This window comes from Acinetobacter sp. YH12045, from assembly GCF_013419925.1.
In the GTDB taxonomy this organism is placed as follows: domain Bacteria; phylum Pseudomonadota; class Gammaproteobacteria; order Pseudomonadales; family Moraxellaceae; genus Acinetobacter; species Acinetobacter amyesii.
In genome coordinates this window covers 360,495-383,616 of record NZ_VOZE01000001.1, presented here as the reverse complement: position 1 = coordinate 383,616, position 23,122 = coordinate 360,495, and the positions used below count along the sequence as shown (strand labels likewise).

At 39.6% G+C, this 23,122-nt stretch carries 26 protein-coding genes and 1 other RNA gene; 13 read left to right on the top strand and 14 right to left on the bottom strand.

Annotated elements, in window-relative coordinates; all coding sequences use genetic code 11:
- The first annotated feature begins 238 nt into the window (after positions 1-238).
- From nfsB to FTU02_RS01990, 3 genes are all read left to right on the top strand, one after another.
- Complete coding sequence (nfsB, locus tag FTU02_RS02000) at positions 239-892, top strand: oxygen-insensitive NAD(P)H nitroreductase (RefSeq protein WP_180155514.1); 654 nt, start codon at positions 239-241, stop codon at positions 890-892.
- 115 nt (positions 893-1,007) lie between these two features.
- Positions 1,008-1,241 carry a hypothetical protein gene (locus FTU02_RS01995; protein WP_078188692.1) on the top strand — a complete coding sequence of 78 codons (234 nt, stop codon included), beginning with the start codon at positions 1,008-1,010 and terminating at the stop codon, positions 1,239-1,241.
- Between the two features lie 148 nt (positions 1,242-1,389).
- Positions 1,390-1,620 (top strand): hypothetical protein, encoded by a 231-nt coding sequence (locus FTU02_RS01990; RefSeq protein ID WP_257232737.1) that lies wholly within the window; start codon positions 1,390-1,392, stop codon positions 1,618-1,620.
- On the opposite strand, the gene FTU02_RS01985 is transcribed toward FTU02_RS01990, so the two are convergent.
- From FTU02_RS01985 to FTU02_RS01970, 4 genes are all read right to left on the bottom strand, one after another.
- A complete protein-coding gene (locus FTU02_RS01985; RefSeq protein ID WP_078193508.1) occupies positions 1,580-2,434 on the bottom strand; it encodes an EamA family transporter in 855 nt (284 codons plus the stop codon). The two genes, FTU02_RS01990 and FTU02_RS01985, sit on opposite strands and share 41 nt — an antisense overlap.
- Positions 2,435-2,545: 111 nt before the next feature.
- Entirely contained in the window at positions 2,546-3,583 is a 1,038-nt protein-coding gene (gene fba, locus FTU02_RS01980) for a class II fructose-bisphosphate aldolase (protein ID WP_180155512.1), read from the bottom strand.
- Positions 3,584-3,705: 122 nt separating this feature from the next.
- Positions 3,706-3,981, bottom strand: a complete 276-nt coding sequence (locus FTU02_RS01975; RefSeq protein WP_078188696.1) for a hypothetical protein — start codon at positions 3,979-3,981, stop codon at positions 3,706-3,708.
- A 151-nt stretch (positions 3,982-4,132) separates the two neighbouring features.
- Positions 4,133-5,320: a phosphoglycerate kinase gene (locus tag FTU02_RS01970; RefSeq protein WP_180155510.1), complete on the bottom strand. Its 1,188-nt coding sequence runs from the start codon at positions 5,318-5,320 to the stop codon at positions 4,133-4,135.
- Between the two features lie 140 nt (positions 5,321-5,460).
- Between FTU02_RS01970 and FTU02_RS01965 the strand changes: the two genes are divergently transcribed.
- From FTU02_RS01965 to FTU02_RS01950, 4 genes are all read left to right on the top strand, one after another.
- Entirely contained in the window at positions 5,461-5,844 is a 384-nt protein-coding gene (locus FTU02_RS01965) for a DUF2237 family protein (protein WP_078188698.1), read from the top strand.
- Positions 5,844-6,437 carry a nucleoside triphosphate pyrophosphatase gene (locus tag FTU02_RS01960; protein ID WP_078188699.1) on the top strand — a complete coding sequence of 198 codons (594 nt, stop codon included), beginning with the start codon at positions 5,844-5,846 and terminating at the stop codon, positions 6,435-6,437. The genes FTU02_RS01965 and FTU02_RS01960 overlap by 1 nt, the downstream gene beginning before the upstream one ends.
- A gap of 106 nt (positions 6,438-6,543) precedes the next feature.
- Positions 6,544-7,089, top strand: coding sequence for a hypothetical protein (locus FTU02_RS01955; RefSeq protein ID WP_180155508.1), 546 nt, complete (start codon positions 6,544-6,546; stop codon positions 7,087-7,089).
- Positions 7,090-7,185: 96 nt separating this feature from the next.
- A complete protein-coding gene (locus FTU02_RS01950; protein WP_180155506.1) occupies positions 7,186-8,352 on the top strand; it encodes a cupin domain-containing protein in 1,167 nt (388 codons plus the stop codon).
- Positions 8,353-8,402: 50 nt separating this feature from the next.
- On the opposite strand, the gene FTU02_RS01945 is transcribed toward FTU02_RS01950, so the two are convergent.
- From FTU02_RS01945 to FTU02_RS01920, 6 genes are all read right to left on the bottom strand, one after another.
- Positions 8,403-9,098 carry a hypothetical protein gene (locus FTU02_RS01945; protein WP_180155504.1) on the bottom strand — a complete coding sequence of 232 codons (696 nt, stop codon included), beginning with the start codon at positions 9,096-9,098 and terminating at the stop codon, positions 8,403-8,405.
- A 23-nt stretch (positions 9,099-9,121) separates the two neighbouring features.
- A complete protein-coding gene (locus FTU02_RS01940) occupies positions 9,122-10,960 on the bottom strand; it encodes an ATP-binding protein (protein WP_306669720.1) in 1,839 nt (612 codons plus the stop codon).
- A gap of 53 nt (positions 10,961-11,013) precedes the next feature.
- Positions 11,014-11,697: a response regulator transcription factor gene (locus FTU02_RS01935; RefSeq protein ID WP_078188703.1), complete on the bottom strand. Its 684-nt coding sequence runs from the start codon at positions 11,695-11,697 to the stop codon at positions 11,014-11,016.
- Positions 11,698-11,922: 225 nt separating this feature from the next.
- Positions 11,923-12,702, bottom strand: a complete 780-nt coding sequence (locus FTU02_RS01930) for a glutathione S-transferase N-terminal domain-containing protein (RefSeq protein ID WP_180155500.1) — start codon at positions 12,700-12,702, stop codon at positions 11,923-11,925.
- A gap of 143 nt (positions 12,703-12,845) precedes the next feature.
- Entirely contained in the window at positions 12,846-13,358 is a 513-nt protein-coding gene (gene rraA, locus FTU02_RS01925) for a ribonuclease E activity regulator RraA (protein ID WP_180155498.1), read from the bottom strand.
- Between the two features lie 10 nt (positions 13,359-13,368).
- On the bottom strand, positions 13,369-14,034 hold the full coding sequence (locus tag FTU02_RS01920; protein ID WP_180155496.1) for an NAD(P)H-binding protein: 666 nt from the start codon (positions 14,032-14,034) through the stop codon (positions 13,369-13,371).
- Between the two features lie 215 nt (positions 14,035-14,249).
- Here FTU02_RS01920 and rpsT point away from each other — a divergent pair, with 215 nt between their 5' ends.
- A complete protein-coding gene (gene rpsT, locus FTU02_RS01915; protein WP_078188707.1) occupies positions 14,250-14,516 on the top strand; it encodes a 30S ribosomal protein S20 in 267 nt (88 codons plus the stop codon).
- 104 nt (positions 14,517-14,620) lie between these two features.
- Here the strand turns inward: rpsT and FTU02_RS01910 are convergent, their stop codons facing one another.
- A complete protein-coding gene (locus FTU02_RS01910; protein WP_180155494.1) occupies positions 14,621-17,215 on the bottom strand; it encodes a M66 family metalloprotease in 2,595 nt (864 codons plus the stop codon).
- A 444-nt stretch (positions 17,216-17,659) separates the two neighbouring features.
- Between FTU02_RS01910 and FTU02_RS01905 the strand changes: the two genes are divergently transcribed.
- The gene (locus tag FTU02_RS01905) at positions 17,660-18,103 is read left to right on the top strand and encodes a hypothetical protein (protein WP_180066534.1); all 444 of its coding nucleotides are present in this window, start codon (positions 17,660-17,662) and stop codon (positions 18,101-18,103) included.
- An 88-nt stretch (positions 18,104-18,191) separates the two neighbouring features.
- Here the strand turns inward: FTU02_RS01905 and FTU02_RS01900 are convergent, their stop codons facing one another.
- Both FTU02_RS01900 and FTU02_RS01895 read right to left on the bottom strand, forming a co-directional pair.
- Positions 18,192-18,935 carry a histidine phosphatase family protein gene (locus tag FTU02_RS01900; RefSeq protein ID WP_078188709.1) on the bottom strand — a complete coding sequence of 248 codons (744 nt, stop codon included), beginning with the start codon at positions 18,933-18,935 and terminating at the stop codon, positions 18,192-18,194.
- A gap of 69 nt (positions 18,936-19,004) precedes the next feature.
- Positions 19,005-19,856, bottom strand: a complete 852-nt coding sequence (locus tag FTU02_RS01895; RefSeq protein WP_180155492.1) for a 3'(2'),5'-bisphosphate nucleotidase CysQ — start codon at positions 19,854-19,856, stop codon at positions 19,005-19,007.
- Positions 19,857-19,869: 13 nt separating this feature from the next.
- Between FTU02_RS01895 and FTU02_RS01890 the strand changes: the two genes are divergently transcribed.
- From FTU02_RS01890 to FTU02_RS01875, 4 genes are all read left to right on the top strand, one after another.
- On the top strand, positions 19,870-20,571 hold the full coding sequence (locus FTU02_RS01890; RefSeq protein WP_180155490.1) for an HAD-IA family hydrolase: 702 nt from the start codon (positions 19,870-19,872) through the stop codon (positions 20,569-20,571).
- Positions 20,564-21,004: an RNA-binding S4 domain-containing protein gene (locus FTU02_RS01885; RefSeq protein WP_168377604.1), complete on the top strand. Its 441-nt coding sequence runs from the start codon at positions 20,564-20,566 to the stop codon at positions 21,002-21,004. The genes FTU02_RS01890 and FTU02_RS01885 overlap by 8 nt, the downstream gene beginning before the upstream one ends.
- Before the next feature lie 145 nt (positions 21,005-21,149).
- On the top strand, positions 21,150-22,193 hold the full coding sequence (gene recA / locus FTU02_RS01880) for a recombinase RecA (protein WP_078193524.1): 1,044 nt from the start codon (positions 21,150-21,152) through the stop codon (positions 22,191-22,193).
- 80 nt (positions 22,194-22,273) lie between these two features.
- A complete protein-coding gene (locus FTU02_RS01875; protein ID WP_180155488.1) occupies positions 22,274-22,918 on the top strand; it encodes a regulatory protein RecX in 645 nt (214 codons plus the stop codon).
- A 107-nt stretch (positions 22,919-23,025) separates the two neighbouring features.
- Here FTU02_RS01875 and ffs read toward each other — a convergent pair.
- Positions 23,026-23,122: signal recognition particle sRNA small type (gene ffs / locus FTU02_RS01870), an RNA gene on the bottom strand.

Genomic DNA, 23,122 nt, shown 5'->3' with positions numbered 1-23,122 from the left:
GCTTAAACTATGATTAACTACAATTGATTAAACGCCTTTTGGCAAAAACTACCAATAGCATTTATCTATCTTATGATTTTATATAACTCTAATTCGCACTTCATACAGCTTAAATCTGTTAATTTTTAGCCATTGAGTCCAGCATATACGACTAAGATCTATCTTTGGAAAATTTTCTCCTTAGACCATTTGGCCATTTATCCGCTAAACTACAGCAAACTATATCTGGAGATATTCGATGGATCTGTTAAACGTATTAAAACAACGCTATACCACGAAAGCATATAATCCTGCTAAAAAAATTCCACAGGAACAATTTGAGCGTTTATTACAAATACTCCGTTTAACACCATCTTCCATTAATATTCAGCCTTGGCATTTTTTTATTGCAGATCATGATGCAGCCAAACAACGCATTGCCAAAGCCTTAGTAGGAAAATATGCCTACAATGCCCCAAAAGTTTTAGATTCATCACATACGATTTTATTCTGTACTAAAGCAGACATCACTGCAGAGCATTTAGATAATCTTTTAAATCAGGATGATCGTAGTGGTCGCTTTAAAGATGACAAAGCAAAACAAGGTCAAAAAGACAGCCGTACAGGTTATGTCGATTATTATCGTAATGAAAAAGGTGATATTCAACGTTGGGCTGAAAACCAAACATTTATTGCTTTAGGTCAAATGCTTTTGGCAGCAGGCATTGAAGGTGTCGATGCAACACCGATTGGTGGATTTGACGAAGCGATCATCACTGAAGAATTGGGCTTAGTTGAACAAAACTTGATTCCTTCTGTACTGATGACTTTAGGTTATCGAAGTGAAAATGATTTCAATGCGAAATTACCTAAATCACGTCTGAATGCTGAAGAAATTTTTACACACCTCTAAGCTTTCCATAAAACCGACGAAAGGGGCAATTTTGCCTCTTTTTTGTCATTTCGGGACTTATTATTTAAACAATTATCGAGTATATTCTGCTCAAAATATACTCAGGTCTCTCCCTATGCCTACAGCTATAAAATTACCCATGAAATTTCATTGCGAAGCGTGCAATACGGTTTATTTACAAAAATATGCGGGCGATATGCTTCATAGCTATCCAAACTGCCCAAACTGTAAACAACCGGGTCAGTTACAAGGCACCATTGAAACTCAAGATTTCCTGAAGCACCCTGTTGCTGTGGGTAAATGTTATTTTGAAAACACCTTACAACGTTTTCAACAACTCACACGTTAACTAAACATCTAAAACTAAAAGCCCTCAATACGAGGGCTTTTTTTATAACGATATATTTAGCAACAATGTGAAAATATAAAATTTATAAATTGGTCTGAACTTTGCTGAAGAAATTGAATCAAAACAACTAATCAAGCAGAGGTGGGACATGTCATATTTACTACAAATGCCGATGAAGTTTGAATGCGGTCATTGCCATCAAATGTATCTGCATACTTATCAATATACCGACCATCACTGCCCTGAGTGTCCGAGCTGTCGAGATCAAGGACTGCTCATGGGCGTGGCTGAATGGGATGATGTACTACAGCACCCGATCGTTTTTGCTAAAAATTATCTTAGACAGACATGGCATATGCTAAGCAAACCACACTCATGATCCCTGCAATCAAACCAAATACGGTTGCGACTCTCAATTTTTCTTTAAAGATGATAAGGCCCGCAACCACACCTAAAACCACGACCAAAATATTCATTCCAGCAAACACGATTGCAGGTGTGTCTTTAAGCAACATGTGGGCTTTCACATACAGTGCGATATTGGCAAAGTTCAAGAGACCTAAGCCCAATCCAGCGAGGATATTTTTGGTCTGCCCCAAACTGCCGTGCTGTACGATGTTATAAATACTCGAAAGTAAAAATGCACAAATAAACACCAGATTTAAAGTCACTGCAAACTGCATGCCCAAACCTGAGGCAAATTTTAATAACACATCAATCAGTGCATAGCCTGCCCAAACGCTTAATAAAAATAAAATCCCCTGCTTTCCATCAATGCTTCCCTTGCGCTGTGAAAATAAAATCAGTAATACCGCAAGTACACCAAGTGCAATACCAATGAGCTTAATGGCATTAAAATATTCACTGAAAATAAAATAGGCTGCGCTAAGAGAAAGCACAACAGATAAGCGCTGAGCCAATTCGGTTTTTAAAATACCCGCAGTTTGCAGTGAACGTGCTAAGCAATAAAAAATCGTCGGCAGTAATACACCCAAAGCCGCAATTAAAACCCACGGCGTTTTATTAATCGAAATATGAGCTAGATCCGGCTTAAACCACAAAAAACATAAAATACTCGCAGATGCATAATTCCATGTGATCATTTGTGCAGGGTTAAAACCCCGATCACGACAGAGTTTTAGAATTACTGAAACGAGAACACTGCAAATCGCGGCAGCAAAGATCAATTCCATGACACGCTCTTATTCTTGAGTTGTATTTAAAGCAATTTTTCTAAGTTCAAATCAAAGAAAAGCCCACTTAATTGTGGGCTTTTCTTCAAAAATAATCTATCTCAAGACAAATTATTTATAGTGACTCACCATTTTCTCTAAAGAAATTGGACGAATCTTGTCAGCATTACCCGCTGTACCAAATGCTTCATAACGATCGATACAAATTTGTTTCATCGCATCAATGGTTGCAGAGAAGAATTTACGTGGGTCAAATTCAGCTGGTTTTTCAGCCATCATACGGCGCATAGCACCTGTAGAAGCAAGACGTAAGTCTGTATCGATATTAATTTTACGAACACCGTGTTTAATTGCGTCTACAAGTTGTTCTACTGGAACACCGTAAGTTTCGCCGATGTTACCACCGAATTCGTTAATCACAGCCAACCATTCTTGTGGCACAGAGCTTGAACCGTGCATTACAAGATGCGTATTTGGTAACGCAGCGTGAATTTCTTTAATACGGTCAATCGCTAAGATGTCACCTGTAGGTGGACGAGTAAATTTGTACGCACCGTGTGAAGTACCCACTGCGATTGCAAGTGCGTCAACATTAGTATCGGCTACAAATGAACGCGCTTCTTCAACTGAAGTTAAAAGCTGAGAATGGTCAAGTACGCCTTCAGCACCTACACCATCTTCTTCACCAGCCATACCAGTTTCAAGGCTACCTAAACAACCGATTTCGCCTTCTACTGAAACGCCACATGCATGTGCCATTTGAACAGTACGACGAGTAACATCTACGTTGTATTCGTATGAAGTTGGTGTTTTACCGTCTTCACCTAAAGAACCGTCCATCATCACTGATGAGAAGCCAAGTTGAATAGAACGTTGACATACGTCAGGGCTAGTACCATGGTCTTGGTGCATAACCACAGGAATATGTGGCCATTCTTCGATTGCTGCCAAAATCAAATGACGCAAGAACGGAGCGCCTGCATACTTACGTGCACCCGCAGATGCTTGTACGATTACAGGTGAATTTGTTGCATCTGCTGCAAGCATAATTGCACGCATTTGTTCTAAGTTGTTTACGTTGAATGCTGGTACGCCGTAAGCATGTTCGCCGGCGTGATCCAAGAGCTGGCGCAATGAAATAAGAGCCATAATATCCTCCCAGGTAATGCCGCATATTCTACATGCTCAATCATTTCAATTCAGCAACAAATAACACTATTTAAAAAAAAATCCCTGCATTTGCAGGGACTTTTTAAATAAAGACAACAATCTTAGTGAGTTGCTGCTGCTGAAGCGGCTGTTTCAGCGTCAGCTGTTGCTTCGTCTGCAGGTGCATTTGCAATCTCAGCAGGAACATCTTGGTTCTTTTCATCTAATACTGGCTTATCAAGTTCATCAATGGCTTTTTGTTGTTCTGGCGTTGTTTGAGCATTATCTACGGCAACAGCAGATGCTTCTGATTCCGTTGGTGCTGACTCTTTTTTAGCACAAGCTGTCAAAGTTAATGGTGCGATTAAAAGTACAGCAAGTGCAAGTTTTAAGTTCATCGTTGTTTCCTACTACTGCGAATTAGGTGTTGCGATGAATTTTATTGCAGAAATATTGCACTTTGATGACGGCAAAATGAATGGACCATAAAAAAAGGCTGACCGAAGCCAACCTTTTTTAATACTGTATTATCTTATTGATAATACTAAATTAAGCACGGTCAAGAAGTGCTGCTACAGCAGGAAGTGTTTTACCTTCGACGAATTCAAGGAAGGCACCACCACCAGTCGAGATGTAACCAATTTTGTCTGCAACTTCATATTTATCAATTGCAGCAAGCGTGTCACCACCACCTGCGATAGAGAAGCCTTCAGATTCAGCAATCGCTAAAGACAATGCTTTCGTACCTTCACCGAATTGATCAACTTCAAACACACCTACTGGGCCATTCCATAGAATAGTTTTTGAAGTTTTCAAAATTTCAGCAAATGCTTTTGCAGTTTCAGGACCTACATCCAAAATCATGTCGTTGTCTGTTACATCTTCAACTTTTTTCACGACAGCTTTAGCAGCAGCTAATGAACCGAGGAAGTCTGCAAAATCAATTTCAGCAGCATCAGCAACAACAACATCTGTTGGAAGTGGTACAGATACTTTTGCAGCAATGGCTTTTGCTGTGTCGATCAAGTCATTTTCACAAAGTGATTTACCGACATTGAAGCCTGTAGCAGCTAAGAATGTATTGGCAATACCACCACCCACGATCAATTGATCACAAATGTCAGATAGTGAAGTTAATACATCTAATTTAGTAGAAACTTTTGAGCCCGCAACAATCGCAACCATTGGTTTTGCAGGAGTTTTAAGTGCACGACCCAGCGCATCAAGCTCAGCAGCAAGTAAAGGACCTGCAGCAGCCACTTTTGCACAACGTGCTACTCCTTCAGTCGATGCTTCTGCACGGTGAGCTGTACCGAATGCATCCATAACATAGACATCACAAAGTGCTGCATATTTAGCAGATAATTCAGGATTGTTTTTCTTTTCACCTACGTTGAAACGGCAGTTTTCAAGTAAAACCACTTGACCTGGCGCAACTTCAACACCATCTAAATAGTCAGTGATCAATTGAACATCTTGACCCAAAGCTTCTGTTAAATAAGCGGCTACAGGTGCTAGAGACTGCTCTGCTTTAGGCTCACCTTCAACAGGACGACCTAAGTGTGAATACACCATTACAGCAGCACCTTTTTCTACAGCTGCTTTAATTGTTGGCAACGCCGCACGTAAACGTGCATCGCTTGTAATCACGCCATTTTTAACTGGTACGTTAAGATCTTCACGGATCAGAACACGTTTACCCGCCAAATCAAGGTCAGTCATACGCTGAAAGTTCATGCATTACTCTCTTTTATTGATATCAAAACGCGACGATTTTAAATGATTATGCAGAAAAACGTTAGCTTCTTTTGCAGAAAAGCTATGTAGAGCCAAAGTTTTGTTATGATAGCGAAAAGCCTTATAAAGATTCAGCGCTTATGTCGATTCATCCAGACCCAAATATTAATCGTTTAAATGTTTTAGGCGAACCCTTGGCAAGCTGTTGTTTTGATCCGATTACCGGATATTTTAGAAATGGCTTTTGCCATACAGCAACAACAGACCTTGGTCAGCATACGATGTGTGCACAAATGACATCTGAATTTTTAAACTTTTCCCAAAAAGTTGGCAATGACCTAATCACACCCTTACCCGAAGTTGGTTTTCCAGGACTACAACCTGGTGACTTCTGGTGTATCTGTGTGACTCGCTGGGTGGAAGCGTATCAAGAAGGATTTGCCCCACCTATTAAAATACAAGCGTGTCACCAAGCGGCGCTGTCTTATGTGCCGCTTGATGTACTTATGGAATATGCAGTGTAATGAGTACTCCCAAAATCATTTTGGCTTCGAGCAGCCAAACCCGTAAAGACCTGATGGACCGTTTACGGATTGATTACCACTCAATCGTACCAGATATAGACGAAACACCTCGCGGTGAGAACCACGCCGATGAGTTAGCGAAGCGACTGGCATTTGAAAAAGCTTCTGCAATTGCAAACCAGCACCCAGACGCAATTGTGATTGGTTCTGACCAAGTCGCATGGCGCGAAGGCGCACCGGATATTTTTATTGGTAAACCGCTTTGCGATGAAAAAGCCGTTAAGCAGCTTCAAGCCAATTCAGACAAAATCGTTTATTTCAGTACTGCACTCAGTGTCCAACAAAAATCGACAGGTTTTGAACAAACCCTTGTCGAGCACTATAAAGTTAAGTTTCGCAAACTTAGCTTGCCTGAAATTGAACGTTATGTTCAGGTTGAACAGCCGCTACACTGCGCTGGCAGTTTTAAGTGTGAAAGTTTAGGGATTAGCTTATTTGAAGAAATGATCGGGCAAGACCAAACCACACTCATGGGTATGCCGATGATTAAACTCTGCAATATTTTGCGTGAGCTGAAAATATTAGTCCCATAATTTTAAAATCTTTATCTGTTACAGCATAATAAACACATCATTAGCCCTTTATGGGCTAATGATTAAAAAGTCACTTACTTATTTATTACAACCAAGAACTGAAAACATGAAAACGTTTAATTTAATTTCATCTAGCCTCATTAGCATTAGCCTTCTATTTTGTTCAACAAACGGTCATACCAATACAGTGAATCAAACTGTGACCAACTCTCAGCAATACAACAAAAACTTAGTCAATGAGTGGGTTCAATATAAATTCATCTATGCTGAATTAGAACAACAAGGCGCTGCAATGCAGGAGCAAATCATTCAACAGCTAGGCACTAAAACCAAAACCGGTGGTAGTAACTCGCCAGAACAACAAATCAATAAACTGGTTGCTCTAGGCAAACAAAAATTTGAAAGCATTCAGCCACAAACAGTTGAAGTAAAAAAACTTCTAAAACTACAAACCGAAAATGTTGAAATGATGGCAAAAGTCATGCCGAATCATTTCAAATTAATGTCGGACAAAGAAAATACTAAAATTGACACCAATGCACATTTTGAGCAATTCATGAAATTTTCAGCGACAACGGCTGCTGCCAATAGCTATGATTTGGAAGTTGAAAAATTAGTCATGCAATATCTCAAAGACAATCCTTTAAAATAGTCTCAAGCTAATCGAAATAATTTAATGAAATAGAGCCTTGCTAAAAACAGGAATCTCAAGGGACAATATATCCATTGAAATTGTATGTATTTAGCTATGGCTCATTCTCTTGACATCCTCGGCGGCATCAGCGCTGAACAATTCCTTGCCGAATATTGGCAGAAAAAACCATTATTGGTTCGTAATGCACTCCCTGAAATAGCCCAAATACTAGAACCGAAAGATGTTCTTGAATTGGCTTTAGAAGATAACGTCACTGCACGTCTCATCAAACAAAAAGATCGTGATCCTAACCAATGGACAGTAAAATCTTCTCCACTACTTAAAGCCGATTTTCAAAAAATGCCGAAACTGTGGACTTTATTGGTTCAAGCTGTCGATCATTATTCTTTTGACCTAGCCGAGCTATGGAAGCAGTTTTCATTTATTCCGCAATGGCGTCGTGATGACATCATGGTGTCGTATGCACAAAAAGGTGGCTCTGTCGGGCAACATTTTGATTTTTACGATGTATTCCTCGTACAAGGCTATGGTCACCGCCGTTGGCAATTAGGTCAGATGTGTGATGCAGATACTTCATTTGTCGAAGGTCAACCGCTTCGCTTACTGCCAGAAATGGACGTTCATTTTGATGAAGTGCTTGCTCCCGGCGACTTACTTTATGTGCCACCAGGCCTGTCACACTATGGCGTAGCTGAAGATGAGTGTCTGACCTATTCATTTGGCTTCCGCATGCCAAATGTCACTGAAATGATGGATCGAGTGACAGACAAATTCACAGACAATCCCCTACTTAAAAATCCATTAACTGATATTTTACGTGATCAAATCAGTGCGATTGGCCAAGTGACTGAAAATGAACTTGAGTATTTAAAAGAAAAGTTATTTGAACAATTGCAAAATTCAACCGTACTTGAAGATGCAATCATGAGCTTAATGTCAGAACCTAAATATCCTGACAATATTCCTGAAGCCGAAGAAATCGGCACTGGTGATCTTGAAGAGGCCTTAGATCAAGGCTATCAACTCATGTTAGAACCGGCTTCACGCTTACTATATACAGAGCAAGACGGTGATATTTTGTTTTGGGCAAATGGCGAAGGAATCTGTATCTCAGACGAATTTGCAGTGCATTTAAAAACCATTGCCGATGGCCAAAGTCTAGCGCTAGACGAATCTTTATATGATGCTGATATCTTAGAAGATATTTCCATGCTATTAAATGAATCTGTGCTGATGCTCGTCCCAACGGAAGCTGAATAAACTCAATAAAAAGGGAGCGTCATGCTCCCTTTTTATACTGCTGAATAGCATTATTTTCGCTTTCTACGATTTAAAAAATCTTCGACTTGATCGGCTTTTTTTTCCACGATGACGTGATAAACCCATACTATCAATAACACCAATCCAATAAACCACAGATAGCGCATTACACCGTATTGACTACCTTTGCCTTGCCAAATTTGTAATTCAATACTTTGAAACTCCACATTCCTCGACTCTAACAAACTTAGTTGACTGGTCATACTATTTGGATCATTGGCATCATTGACTGAAAAAGGTGCACCGTCCATAACAAAAGTAAATTCTTGTCCTGCATCCAATGTTTCTAATCGTTCAACCTGATCAATACCTGCACCCATTTGCATAAGATTGCTTGAGCTTTGCTGAATAGCGGCATTGTAGTTATCAATTTGAAATTTTACAGATACCTCACCACTGGTCATTGCCCTACCTCTGACCAATAAGACTACACGATATGGGTTTTGGCTCGATGTCGCCATGTAATCCACTGCAAATTTTTTAGTGTTTAATGTATTTGTATCGCTTTGACTTTCACTGAGTAATTGTTGAATTTCTTCGGTACTTAACACCGCATGCTGGAACAAAATCTGCCCATACTCACCTGGTTTAGGCGCATGATCCTGCGAACCACAAGCTGCTATAAAAGTGACACAGCAGAAGAATGCAATGCGCTTTAGATGACTTAATATCGAATTGATCATCATTTTTATTATTTCAACATATTATTTTATGCAGCTGATTTTAAATTAATTTCTGTTTGAATAATGGTACAGCCTTGCTGAGAATGAATTTTGAAATTTCCGCCTATACGCTCCACACGCATTTTCATACTTCTCATACCGATACTCATGCCATGATTTGAAACACTCTCAACATCAAAACCGACGCCATCATCTTCAATAGTTAATAACAATGCGCCATTTTCGAACTGTGACAGCGTGACATTGACATGATTTGCTTGGCTATGTTTCACAATATTGGTCAGGCTTTCTTCAATCACTCGTATTAAAGTCAGACACTGAATTGCCGTTGGTTTGATCGCCCACTGCGAAGGAATACACCATTTGGCATTCATTTCCACTTCATCCATCAACTGACTAAAGCGATGTCGAACAGGTGCGATCCAGAGCAAAGGTGAATCTGGCACTTTACTGTCCAAAGATGATCCACTATCAATAATTTGCCTTAAATCATCGCGCAATAATTTCAACATCGACAAGAACTGTCTGTTTGGAATATTACTTTCACACTGATCAACCAAGATCATCGAGCGCACAATGGATGCGCCCAGACCATCATGCAGATCATGCGATAATTTAATCCGTTCCTGCAGGCGTACATTACTCAGTTCAAGCTGATGTTTATCATTCAAGCTACTACATAGTTCATCACTGACTTTCTGAACTTCAAATGCCAAATCATCATTATATTTTTCAATTTTCTGTATATTTCGATTGAGTCTCGCCCCCAAGATCACCACTATAAATAAGGTTATAATCGGTGAAGTAAAGGGTGATAAAGGTGTAAAATTTTCTTTTGGAAAGAGTACCAAGACCATGATGTCAGCTATGACTATCACAATTATCGCAGTCAAACAGATTGCTAATAAAATATAGTCCTTTCTTCGTTCTTTGAAACAAATTTTACACAGATAGAGGTAAGTGATAAAAAAGAATGCACAATACAAAAAGAAAATAAGGCTCGAAATATCTGCATTTTGTTCGAATGGCCAAATACACACCACACCAATCAGTGCAGCAGTCAACATTGTAAATGACAGTTCTATTCGTGGAAACTTACGCCCAAGAAAGCGTAAGATATAAATGCTAAAGCACTGAAAGTACAGCATTACAAATATCAGATTAGCTTTGGCAGAAAAAACCGAATCTGGGTATGGAAAGGTTTCAGTAGTCAGGGCATTACTGAGAAATAAAATCCACAGCACTGTTGAAAGCGCAAACCAGCCAAAACTGGTATCACGAGGACGCATCAACCAAATAATAAAGCAAATTAGACCCAAGACCCCAGAAAGAAAAATATTTAACTGTAATATGGTCCGACGTGTAAACGTTGTTTTTTCAGCTTGCTCAACCGTTGCCATTACATTGTTAAATACTACTGGGCCTAAGCCAGCATTTAAACTCGAGTAACCATACACATAGATCAAAGTTTCATTATGATCATGTTTGATTCCACTTATCGGTAAAATCCAATAGCGCGCAACATTCCAACTTTTAGAAATCGGTTCTTGAAGATTTTTATTGGTCCACAGCAAGTCGCCATTCAGAAAGACTGAACCCGTATTAATGATATAATCAATATATAGTACGATGGGTTCTGCCAAACGGGCATTATTTTTACAGTACCAAGACCAGTCTAGTTTATACCAAGCACCACCTTGATAACCTTCCCAGTCTTTATCTTCTTTCCAACGATCAGGTAATTGTGTGGTTTTCCATCCCGTTCTGGGTAATTCTTGATTGGATGGTGTCTTCACCCTTGAAATGCTATTCACAGTTACATTACATTGATCATTTACAGGGAATACTTGCTCTGCATGACTCAAGCTCCCCCATACTAAACAGAGGATAAATAAGAAAAAATATCCTCCTTTACGCATTATAGAATACCCATAGATCTTGCTGTACTCACGGCTTTGGTTCGTTTCGTTACGGCTAATTTTCGGTAAATATGTTTAATATGGCTTTCTACGGTATAGCGTGATACAAAAAGCTGTTCAGCAATCTCACGGTTACTCAAACCTTGAGCAACCAAACATAAAATTTCTTTTTCACGACTGGTCAGCAGGTTTAAGTCTGCTTCATCGGCGACTGTTTGTTCTGGACTTGGTGCTTCAGCTTCGGATATTTGTTTTAGGATTTCTCGTGCAATAAATGGGTCAATCGGCGCCCCACCACGTAAAATACTCCGAATAGATAAAAGTACTTCAGCATCATCACGTTCTTTTAATACATAGCCTGTTGCACCTGCTTTAATCGCAGCAAATAAGCTTTCTTGTGTACTCCATGCAGAGACAACCAAGATCATAGTATTACTTTCGAGGGAACGTATTTTTTCAATAATTTCGATACCACTGCCATCAGGCAAACCTAAGTCAACTAAGGCTAATGATATCGGTTGTGTCTCTACGGCTTGAATAGATTCTTTAACATTTTTGGTGAAGATAAGCTCTTCACGCTTATAACCCAGCTCCGTCAAAATTTGACGTAAACGTAATTGAATAATTTCCTCATCTTCAACGACAAGCACCGGTACGGGTAGTATGACTTCTTGTGGTGACATGATTTACTTCCCCCGAAAAAATGAAATGTCTTTTACATTAATGAGTTTAATCCTTTTAGGATATCCCTATAATTAAGTAAATTTCTTATTTTTAATAATTTATTCTAATTCAATTGATGCAGCTATGATGCATTTTTCTTCTAATTTTAGACCCATTTATCATTACAATATGTGTATAGCCATCTGTCTGACTATACACTGCACTTAGCTTAAACTTGAGTAAGATTAGCTCAAATATTGCTTTTTCAGATATTTTACAATTTTTTCAGATTCAAAAAGTTCTACACCAGTATTAGGATCTTTCAAATATGGCACTTGAATATTGTTCCCCATGATTTTTAACACTTGTTCACGTTTACCACCTTTCAGGGGTACATATTTACCAGGTTTTAAGCGCATTATCGCTAATCCTTGATCTTGCCAACGCTCCTTAGCCACATTATGAAAGGTATATGCCAATTCCATTTCAGACAATGCGCTACGTACGATGCGTGTATATGGACTCGCTTCAAAACCCCATAGTTCTAAGAGTTGACTTGGTGCATCACGATGGATAACTTTACGCTGCACCCACACGCCTTGAGCCCCATTAATTAAGGTTCCAACATAGGCAACATACGGAATTTTAGGATAATTGGCATACTTCTTAGGAGTCTGACCTGTTTTGCCATAATGTTTAAATAGATGATGAATAATTTGCTGAGATTCGTACAAACGATCCCCAGTGTTGTCATCCACCAAGAAAGGGAATTGCTGTTTTCCACCTAATTTCTGTACCTCTAAACGGTACTTTTTAGCCCCTTTGGGACATGGGTAAACCTCATAATCCAAATTAAGTGTGGTCAAAACTTCACGCACACGACGGCAATACGGAGAACCTTCAAATTCGTACAGTTTAAGGGCTTTTTCAGGTTGTTTGGGATAAGGCGTCCCATTTGTACCACGTCCTCCCTCTGCTACGCCTGAGAGCAACGCTTGCGCCACTTTTAATTGATGCAACAACATACATTCTTCCTTTCTTCTTTTATTTCGTATTTTTATACAACAGCCGAGAGTCCTCAGCTGAAGTTTGTATTTATTCCAGATTTATATCGTCGTATATAAGTAGGCAATGCTAACTCATTCCATGACTAAAAACTCAAACACACTTATAGAACAACCAATTGCTCTTTTGAAACAACAATGCCGTTATTGTCAGCATAAATAAAATCACCAGACTGAATGTTTACACCACCAAAACTTAATGGAATATCTGTTTCACCCACGCCTTTGCGGTTACTTTTTTGTGGAATCGCAGCCAAAGCATGCACACCTAAATCAAGTTCGGCTATCGCATCGACATCACGCACACAGCCGTAAATAATGACACCATTCCAATGATTGTTGACTGCAGATTCAGCAATCATATCGCCCATCAAGGCACAGCGCATCGAAGCGCCACCATCCACAACCAATACTTTACCCGTACCATCGGTTGCCAATAATTCTTTAACACGAGAGTTATCTTCAAAACATTTGACCGTCACCACCTTACCGCCAAAACTTTTTCGTGCACCATAACTTTGAAAGAATTTACCATCCATTGATGGGATCACCACTTGTAATTCTTTGTCTGGATGATCATCAAGTAAATCACAAGTGACGAATGGAACTGTAGACACGATATTTCCCTCATTTAATTGTTAGTATGCGTAAATTATCATAAATCTCGAACTTTTCAGTCTGAGTTTGTGCCGCCTCGACCATAGTATGAGCCACTTGCTGTGCTGTCACTGGCTTAAATTTGAAACGATCAGGTACAAAATGCGAAAAGCGCATATAAAGTTTCTGTGTCGCATCTTCTAAACGTCGAGATTCATGACGCTCACCAAGTAACAGCGAAGGCTTTAATATCGAAAGTTGATTTAACTTTAAGGTTTTTAAATAATATTCCAATTCCCCTTTGACTCGATTATAAAAAAATGCGGAATTGGCGTCAGCGCCCATAGCACTGACAATGATCAATTGTGTATCTGTATATTCTAATAATTCAGCAAAATGCGCATTGATGCTAAAATCAATTTGATAAAAATTATCTTTAGACCCTGCTTTTTTAATGGTCGAGCCTAAACAACTAAAGGCATGACTATAATCTCTCACATCATCCTGAGTCAGGGAAAGAAAGTCACTGATCACCATTTGTTGAACTTTTGCCAATCCATTCAGTTCATGGTCACGTTGACGTACCACAGCCGTAATATTCTTACATCCTGTATTTTGACTGAGCTGACGAACCAATACCCGCCCGACCAATCCTGTTGCTCCGATGACAATCGCATTCTCTATACTTTTAGTCATTTTTCATACAATCTCAATCACTTTAGACTAATCTAACGTTTTCTTTAAAATTTTTCTGCATCTAAAATGTTGTCAAAGCATGTCAAGACTTGACTTAAGCGCTTAGTTTAATCACAATATGGCACTTGTTTACGGGCTGGTGATAGTTCTTCTGATGTTGGTTTTCAGATGTAATTTCAGCCCGCCCAGACCAATCTATTTCAAGGAGTGCACGAGTGGCAAACTCTGCTCAAGCAAAAAAACGTGCTCGTCAAAACGTTAAAGCACGTCAACACAACGCAAGCTTACGTTCTATGGTTCGTACTTATCTTAAACGCACAGTAGCTGCTATTGCTGCTGGTGATTATGCTGTCGCTACAGAAGCTTACAAAAAAGCTGTTCCTGTTATCGATCGTATGGCTGATAAAGGCATCATCCATAAAAACAAAGCTGCTCGTCATAAGAGCCGTTTAAATGCACAAGTTAAAGCTTTAGCTAACTAATTTGTTGCGATAAAAAAAGCCCTTTTTAGGGCTTTTTTTGTACCTATAGGTTTTTAAAAGCAAAAAATAAGGTCCTCGATGGACCTTATTTTTTTAATTATAGGCTATTTATTAATCAGCTTCATATTCGTCGCTGATAAGTACGTCCATAATAAGTTTTGGCTTGCTGTCAAATTTGTCCAACGCTGATTGGCACCATTGGTACAGCTATATCGAATTAAATCCGCACGGTTATTTTGCAAACGTCCCGTATTTAAATCCATACATTGACCACTCTGACGAATCGTTGTAGTCGCAGGGTCCATGGTCCAAATTTGGTTGGTTTGGTTTAACACGCAACGTTCTAGCGTCACTTTAGCTGAACCACCGTTGCCTGTTATGCATTGATCTGGATTTGACTTACTGTGTATACGGCCAATGGCATCATATACCCACTGTTCCGATTCGTCCGCCGTACAACCGCTTGGGCCACTGATGTATAAATTTAATGTTCCATCAGTTAAGGTTTCAGATTTCAAACAATTGTTACCATTTTTGATCAATGTCGCCTGCTCGAACAAACCTTCTTGAGTGACTGAAAGCTTTTTCATAAATGCTTCGAGCGCGCTTTGCGCCTCAGGTACTTGATTGGTTAGGTCTTGTGCATACACATTCATCCAACGATTTAGTCGGTATGCTGTGTTTTGTTGCGATTCATAACGGGTTAATTGCTGACGCGCCACACTATTCATCAATGACTTGTCATTTTTATAGGACTCATACAGCATTTTTTCAGTTGGATTAAGTGCAACAACAGCATTTACAGCTTGCGCTTCCAAAGCACTTTCTAATTGAGGAAGTTCGATAGCACGCAATGCACTATAACCATGCTGACGTCCAATTTTGACGGCCGGCTTGATCGCTGTACTGTAGACTGGAATATCAATATTTGCTAATAACTTGGCTTCTTCACCTGCTTTTTTACAATACAAATCAACTTTCTGTGGTTGATCTGCCAAAGCTAAATTGACATGCAATTTATTGGCATTACTGCCTAATCGTGCAGGTGCTAAAGCAATATTGTTGACTTTATTCGTGTATTGCACATTCAACCAACATGCCGCTTGATCCAAAGCGGTATTGGCAGCATTTAAGTCATACACATTACCCCAGTTTGAACGTGCAGCAGGATACAACAAACCAACTTGATTGACTGGATCATAGCCCCCTAAAATGGTAATTACGGGCTGACCAAAGACCCGTGGTCGTGGATAATTTTGATCTGCGTTATACCAAACCGGAGCCGTAGAATTTGGCATCTTCGGTTGAGCGACTTCCATTTCACGAGTGGTTTTGTTCCACTTTTTGTAGCCGGTAGGCGAAGTTTCATCCCAGACATAACGGTCAAAGTGTGGTTGAATTTTCAGGAATGTGCTGTAACCCGTATAGTGTGTGTAGCGTGATACATTACTATCAGGATACCCGCCGGACATGGCATCTTTTCCGTACGGAAACAGATTTTTAAAATTTGGGATACCATTCGCTCCATCCCACTTCCATGTCGCCGTCCATGATAGATTTCCGCGCATCATATTGCGATTGGCAATATAACCCCATCCACTGTCCGCATGATGTGCAGCCCAAAATAGATTGTCACCTACCTGACCAGGGTAATGTCCTAAACCATAGTGATGGCCAATTTCATGGCTAAATTCATTCCCTACAGAATCATAAAGCGTGAGCATGCCATTACCACCACTCAGTCCATGAGTATGCACACCATTGGCATAGTTCCCCTTCGTATGATGGACAACTACTGTTTGGGTTAATTGTGGCTGACTTTGGTTGGCCATAGATGCACTGGTAATACCCCAGTTAGCAAGGTTTATACCAACACTAAAGGTTGATTTACCGACATCCTCACGCATGTCTCCTGCATAAACACCACCATCTCCGGCACTTTTACTGTCATAAATAACACCTGAAGATACCATTGCACGTGTTAACTGAATATCATCATATTGTGCAACCGTCATTTCTGCTGCAGGAATGGTTTGGAAATAATCTGTGCCCGCTTTTTCAGGCTCTAGTAGCATATAGTGGCCGGTAGAATTTGGCTTATCTGCCAACATACCAACACGGATATTATTTAAAACCAATTCACCTGGTGCAGCAAAATCGATTTTATCCTCAGCCAATTCACCGCTGACTTTATTTGCGTCGATAAATTTTAATCTTAGACCGGGTTTAACTTCATCCCAATTGAGCTTCGTGGTCCACGCGCGTTTACTGTACCAAACATCTGGACGACCTCTTTGCCCACTCTGGTCTGAAACAGGCATTTGCGTCGGATCATCCAATGTCGCGGTACGAACTAAGCGGTTGTTTTGATAGATTTCTACTTTGAGTTGCTTGATGTTTTGCATATCAAGTGTTGGCGTCACGATAAGCAGCGCTTCTTTTTCACTGGTTAACCGTGGCATTTTCTTGGCTTCGTTCGCATTCGGATCGACGACATGACTTTGACCAAATTGAACTTGCGCTGAAAAGTTGCCGACTAAATCATTTCGTATTTCACGAACAGCATCATTTGCATCGTAGTCATAAAAGCCAATACTGGTATCATCGACTATGTCTTGAGTCGGTTCTGGATAATTTGCAGTTGATGCAGAACCACTTGAACTATCACCACCGCCTCCACCACCACAAGCAACTAACATTAATGACACAATACAAATTGATAATTTGTTATATGAAAAATCTATCACACTTTTCACTACTATTCCCCAATTAGCCACAAAAGAATCCAATAAAGAGACTTACATAAAATATATAAATCAATAATTTACAACAAAGTTAATGCTATTTTCTTTTTTTTAATCATTCAATTGCCGTGTTTTGTCACTTATTAACAATTCAAATAAAATCTAAATATTTTCTATTGGTAGAATCATTATTAATGTGACAGGTACTTCACTTTTCAACTAAAATTAAGATGTAGACCTGTTAATACAATCGTATATTCCCGACAGAAATTGTCTGGATATTTTTAGAAAGTTTGTAAATAAAAATTTTAAGAAATGGTTTAATCCCATATATTTTTTATGGTATTTTAATTTTCATCCTAGGCAGCCATTGCTGTACAAATGAAAAGAGGGATAAAAATGTCGATTAACCAATTTTTGCCATCATTAGAAAAATTTGCAGAAGCAGAAAATCAATATATTGAATATTTTACATCGAAAGGTGAAAAAGACATTTTAGGTAAAGTCATTTCAAATATGAAATCGACCGCTGAGATTCAAGCCTCTCAAGGCGTAGATTCATGGTTAGCATATGGCGTGTACTTACCAGCTGTAGAACGAATTTTTGCACTGCATCAAGGGGAAACAGAAGCTGAATTTTTTGAACGCACACAATATCCAGTTGAAATCGTACAAGCGTATAGCATTAAGGATCATGACATTGCGACATTGATTGCTGCAGACAAATACAGTCGAATCCACCAACAACATCTCCCAGTTAATACTAGCCGCTGGCCTTATAGTGACGATGGTTCAAGTATTGATTTAAATCAGTACCCTGCACGAATTAAAGCCAATATTTAATCTTTTATTTAATGAAATACTGAAACAGATAAAAAAGGCATCCGCACATGGATGCCTTTTATAAATTTTTTATTATTAGCAAAATTTCTTAAAGTTGCTGTTCAGCTTGCTGAAATTCACGAATATTTAATTCATTTAGTTCACCACGCCAAATCCATTTCAGTTTTGACTCAAGGAATACATCTCCTTCAAACCAAACAAATAAACCTTCCATCATTTTCGGCCAGTCTTCGCGTGTCACGATATTTTTACCTGAAATAATGGCAAGAATTGCAGCCAAAATCGTATCATGACTCACCGCTAGACTCAGACCATAATCATTGGTTGGATGAGTGTTGTAAATCAACTCCAATACATCTACCACCCCATGAATAGGCTGTTTCATCCCCGGCAAAGCATTATTCACAAAACTATTGATAAAGCCTAAAGCACCTTGCTTTTGAAAGTATGGTCCTGCTTTTTTAATATCGAGCACAAAACTTCCCGGCTCGACCAATAATCCTTGTTCAATGATCTCGATATGGTGGGTATTCGGTTCAATCGTGACATTATCCGCACCTTGAATCATCAATGCCGCTGTATCCACACAGCGTTGAATTGGACTCGAAATACAGTGCTGAATAACACGATCGGTATTTTCAACCAAATAGCTGCCCCACGCTTCGGCTAAATCACGTCCTTGATGGGTCAGTTGCAAGTCATAACCAGCCAACCCCTGTCCTTGTACAACTTCACGAATGGAATGACGTGTAAACAAAGTTACAGGCGTCTTTTCATCCGGCAATAAGTCTATTGCTTTCAGCATACTAGGAGGGAGCAAATCTAGGGCCATAATTGACAGTTCTTATATGCAGGAGATTTAACGGAGTGTGCAGACACTATAGCATGAACCCGATTTAGCTCAAGTTTTGTCAGGCATGTTTGCCAAAGCATTTAAGGCCAATTCTTTCATTTCGGCATTTTTAAATGCAATAAATCCACCATTTAATAAAGTTGTACGTTGGTTATATAAAAAAGCGCGACCTTTAAAATCAACCAAACCACCACCAATACGCTCGATTAAACATTGTCCAGCGCTCGTATCCCATTCACAAGTCGGATGAAAACGCGGGTAAATATCCACTCGATCTTCTAACATCATACAAAACTTATATGCACTACCAGCATGGTATGTCTGATAAGGAGTGAGTTTTTCTAAAGCGTCTAGATAGTCCTTATAAATCGGCTTATTTTTGGCACTTTGACTCAAGCCAACGTGTACGACATTCTCTACAGAGGTTTGAACATATTCATACCATGTGGTTGACTGGCTATCATATTTCAGCGGCAGTCCCTCAAAGGGACAAATATATACGCTGTATTCCCCGGGAATCGCCAATATGGCAAAGGTGGTATTGGCGCCATCAACCAAACTCAGATTAATGGTAAATTCAGGTCTTTTATGTAAAAACTCTTTGGTACCATCTAAAGGATCAAGCAGCCAAAATTTTTGCCATTGCATACGTTCAGACTTGCCACCTTCTTCTGACAATACAGGCAAGTTAGAAACTTTGGATAATGCTTGAGTAATATAGCTATTTGCACGATAGTCAGCTTGCGTTACAGGTGAATCATCACTTTTACGTTCCACATCAAAATCCGCACCTGAGCAATAACGCTGATATTCTTCTCGCAAAATTTCGCAAGCTTGTGTCACAATGGGAACCAACTGCAAAATCAGTGGGTCTTGCGGTGCTGTTGTTGTTTTAAACATAGAATACCTTTATATGCCAAATTACTCAGAAAAGCCAACGATCATTTTTGATATGGACGGTACTTTACTCGATCTTGCTTATGATGATTTTATCTGGAATGAGCTGCTGCCAATTCGCTATGCTGAACAGCATCAGTGCTCACTCGAACAAAGCAAGCAAACGCTATTTAGTTTTTATCAACAACATAATCATACCCTAAAATGGTACTCCTCTCGCTTTTGGACGTCACAAGTTGGCGTTGATGTTTTGGCAATGCAAATAGAACAAAAAGCCAAAGTAGCTAAACGCAAAGGCTGCATTGAGCTACTCACCTATCTAAAAGAAAATGGCTATCCTATTTGGCTTGCGACCAATGCCGACTATGAAGGCTTACAATTCAAACTTGAAGAAACCGGTCTTCGTGATTTTTTCAATGTTATCGTCAGTTCAGAAACGCTCGGTCATGCCAAAGAGTTTATTGAGTTTTGGCAAATATTAGCAAGCAAACACCCCTTCGATGCAAAAAACTGTTATTTCATTGATGACACAGAAAAAGTGCTCAATGGTGCAAAACTTTTTGGGATTGAACAGCTCTATTCGATTCAGCAGCCTTCATCTGCCAAAGCGCCTCGCGAGACTTGTAATTATCCAATGCTGTCCGCATTAACAGATTTAATCCCTATTTTAGAAGCTCAAACGACTGAGCAAGCCGAGGAACAGAAAAAATATGCGTAAATCAAATCTAGCCGAAGATGCGGTTGGTATGCGTATAGACAAATGGTTGTGGGCTGCACGTTTTTTTAAAACACGCTCTATTGCCAAAAATGCGATTGAAGGCGGTAAAGTTCATCATAATGGCGAACGCGTTAAAGTTTCTCGTGAAGTTCGTGTAGGCATGGAATTAACCATTGCACAAGGCCTTGAGAAAAAAACTGTGGTGGTGAAAGCACTGTCGGATGTTCGTGGGCCTGCCCCAACCGCTCAGCTGCTTTATGATGAAACTGAGGTCAGTATTGCAAAACGGGAATTGCTCGCATCCCAAAGAAAGTTGCATAATCTAGCTCGGCCAGATCATCGACCAAGTAAAAAAGATCGTCGAGATATTGGTAAATTTAAAAGAGAAAATGATCAACAGTTTGACCAGCAATGGTCTTATAATGATGATTAAGTTAAAGCGTCACAACATGTCGCACCTGTTGTGATTTTCATAGAACAAAAGGATGATTTCTGTCACTATACCCTCGTGGAACAGATCTAAACTGAATACATCCACTTGAGTATATTGTTTCGTGACATCGTATTGAGGTTGTAAGATGGATGATAATAAAAGCAAGGCGTTAAATGCGGCCTTAAGCCAAATTGAAAAGCAGTTTGGTAAAAACACCGTTATGCGTCTTGGTGATAATACTGTACAGGCAGTTGAAGCTGTCTCTACAGGTTCTTTAACATTAGATATCGCACTAGGTATTGGTGGTTTGCCTAAAGGTCGTATCGTAGAAATCTACGGTCCTGAATCTTCTGGTAAAACGACTATGACATTACAAGCTATTGCACAATGTCAGAAAGCTGGCGGTACTTGTGCATTCATCGATGCTGAACATGCATTAGACCCTCAATACGCACGTAAACTTGGCGTAGATATTGATAACTTACTTGTTTCACAGCCAGACAATGGTGAACAAGCACTTGAAATTGCAGACATGCTGGTACGTTCAGGTGCCATTGACCTGATCGTTGTCGACTCTGTAGCTGCACTGACCCCTCGCGCCGAAATTGAAGGCGAAATGGGTGACTCACACATGGGCTTACAAGCTCGCCTGATGAGCCAAGCACTGCGTAAAATTACCGGTAATGCGAAACGTTCGAACTGTATGGTGATCTTCATTAACCAAATCCGTATGAAGATTGGTGTAATGTTTGGTAGCCCAGAAACCACAACTGGTGGTAATGCACTTAAATTCTATGCATCTGTACGTTTAGATATCCGCCGTATTGGTCAAGTGAAAGAAGGCGACGAAATCATTGGTTCAGAAACCAAAGTGAAAGTTGTGAAAAACAAAATGGCTCCTCCATTCCGTGAAGCGATTTTCCAAATTCTTTATGGTAAAGGCGTGAACCATTTAGGTGAGCTTGTTGACCTCGCAGTACAACAAGAAATTGTTCAAAAAGCAGGTGCTTGGTATTCATACCAAGGTGACAAGATTGGGCAAGGTAAAAACAATACCATTCGCCACTTAGAAGAACACCCTGAACTTGTACAAACTATCGAAAAACTGATTCGTGAACAACTTCTGACTACGGGTACAGCACCTGTAGAAGACAAAGACGAAGAAGAACCAGACTTTTTAGATGCTTAATTACAGCATACTTTAATAGCAGACGAAACGCCCTACGGGGCGTTTTGTTTTGCACTCAAAATTTGTATTAAAATGACCCCATGACTAAAGACCATTTTCCACTCTTGCTTGATTATGAAGCACTGAAACAACAGTTTGCAGAAGCTGAAGAAACTACCTGCGTAAATCATGCTGCACAAACTGACATTTCACATGACAATACTTCGGTGATCGATCACACTGCGTTGCATTTTGACACCAATGGTAAAGATGTTCATGCTGAAAAAAAACCAGGACTGTGCGGCTCTCGTCTACGCTCGTACGCTTTTGCAGTACTCACACGTAAAGAATACTCAAAAGCGGATTTAATCGAAAAATTAGCACTGTATGCAGATAGTCGTGAAGAAGTCATACACTTGGTGGAAGAACTCGCACGTGAGAACTATCAAAGCGATCAGCGTGTAGCAGAGATGGTGCTATCGAGTCAAAAACGTAAAGGTAAAGGCCCTAATCGTATAAAGCTCGCGTTAAAAAATAAAAAAGTAGACAGTGAATTAATTCAGGATGAATTAAAAGAAACAGATTGGGTCAATGAAGCCTACCAGCTCAAAATAAAAAAATTTGGCAAAGCTGTTGAACGTGATCCAAAACAAAAAGCCAAACAAATACGTTTTTTGCAATATCGAGGCTTTGATCTCGATACGATTTTTAAAGTGATTGCACGTAAAGAATTTGATGACGAATAACAAAGATATAGATCTAAATGAAGAATTAATAAAACTAAAATAAAGAATAATATAGGATTGAAAAAATGAGAGGACGTTTAATTTATTATTGTTGAAACTGGTGGCAACCCTACCAGCAAGACTTCGGCACATCATATTTCTACTACCGTTGCTACCTTCCGGTCCTGGCGGGGTTTATAGAGTACAATTGCGAAGTAACCGGCA

Bases quoted from the DNA above. Each gene is read 5' to 3' on its own strand.
- nfsB (WP_180155514.1), top strand. From the start codon at position 239: ATGGATCTGTTAAACGTATTAAAACAACGCTATACCACGAAAGCATAT.
- FTU02_RS01995 (WP_078188692.1), top strand. From the start codon at position 1,008: ATGCCTACAGCTATAAAATTACCCATGAAATTTCATTGCGAAGCGTGC.
- FTU02_RS01990 (WP_257232737.1), top strand. From the start codon at position 1,390: ATGTCATATTTACTACAAATGCCGATGAAGTTTGAATGCGGTCATTGC.
- FTU02_RS01985 (WP_078193508.1), bottom strand. From the start codon at position 2,434: ATGGAATTGATCTTTGCTGCCGCGATTTGCAGTGTTCTCGTTTCAGTA.
- fba (WP_180155512.1), bottom strand. From the start codon at position 3,583: ATGGCTCTTATTTCATTGCGCCAGCTCTTGGATCACGCCGGCGAACAT.
- FTU02_RS01975 (WP_078188696.1), bottom strand. From the start codon at position 3,981: ATGAACTTAAAACTTGCACTTGCTGTACTTTTAATCGCACCATTAACT.
- FTU02_RS01970 (WP_180155510.1), bottom strand. From the start codon at position 5,320: ATGAACTTTCAGCGTATGACTGACCTTGATTTGGCGGGTAAACGTGTT.
- FTU02_RS01965 (WP_078188698.1), top strand. From the start codon at position 5,461: ATGTCGATTCATCCAGACCCAAATATTAATCGTTTAAATGTTTTAGGC.
- FTU02_RS01960 (WP_078188699.1), top strand. From the start codon at position 5,844: ATGAGTACTCCCAAAATCATTTTGGCTTCGAGCAGCCAAACCCGTAAA.
- FTU02_RS01955 (WP_180155508.1), top strand. From the start codon at position 6,544: ATGAAAACGTTTAATTTAATTTCATCTAGCCTCATTAGCATTAGCCTT.
- FTU02_RS01950 (WP_180155506.1), top strand. From the start codon at position 7,186: ATGGCTCATTCTCTTGACATCCTCGGCGGCATCAGCGCTGAACAATTC.
- FTU02_RS01945 (WP_180155504.1), bottom strand. From the start codon at position 9,098: ATGATGATCAATTCGATATTAAGTCATCTAAAGCGCATTGCATTCTTC.
- FTU02_RS01935 (WP_078188703.1), bottom strand. From the start codon at position 11,697: ATGTCACCACAAGAAGTCATACTACCCGTACCGGTGCTTGTCGTTGAA.
- FTU02_RS01930 (WP_180155500.1), bottom strand. From the start codon at position 12,702: ATGTTGTTGCATCAATTAAAAGTGGCGCAAGCGTTGCTCTCAGGCGTA.
- FTU02_RS01920 (WP_180155496.1), bottom strand. From the start codon at position 14,034: ATGACTAAAAGTATAGAGAATGCGATTGTCATCGGAGCAACAGGATTG.
- FTU02_RS01910 (WP_180155494.1), bottom strand. From the start codon at position 17,215: ATGTTAGTTGCTTGTGGTGGTGGAGGCGGTGGTGATAGTTCAAGTGGT.
- FTU02_RS01905 (WP_180066534.1), top strand. From the start codon at position 17,660: ATGTCGATTAACCAATTTTTGCCATCATTAGAAAAATTTGCAGAAGCA.
- FTU02_RS01900 (WP_078188709.1), bottom strand. From the start codon at position 18,935: ATGGCCCTAGATTTGCTCCCTCCTAGTATGCTGAAAGCAATAGACTTA.
- FTU02_RS01895 (WP_180155492.1), bottom strand. From the start codon at position 19,856: ATGTTTAAAACAACAACAGCACCGCAAGACCCACTGATTTTGCAGTTG.
- FTU02_RS01890 (WP_180155490.1), top strand. From the start codon at position 19,870: ATGCCAAATTACTCAGAAAAGCCAACGATCATTTTTGATATGGACGGT.
- FTU02_RS01885 (WP_168377604.1), top strand. From the start codon at position 20,564: ATGCGTAAATCAAATCTAGCCGAAGATGCGGTTGGTATGCGTATAGAC.
- recA (WP_078193524.1), top strand. From the start codon at position 21,150: ATGGATGATAATAAAAGCAAGGCGTTAAATGCGGCCTTAAGCCAAATT.
- FTU02_RS01875 (WP_180155488.1), top strand. From the start codon at position 22,274: ATGACTAAAGACCATTTTCCACTCTTGCTTGATTATGAAGCACTGAAA.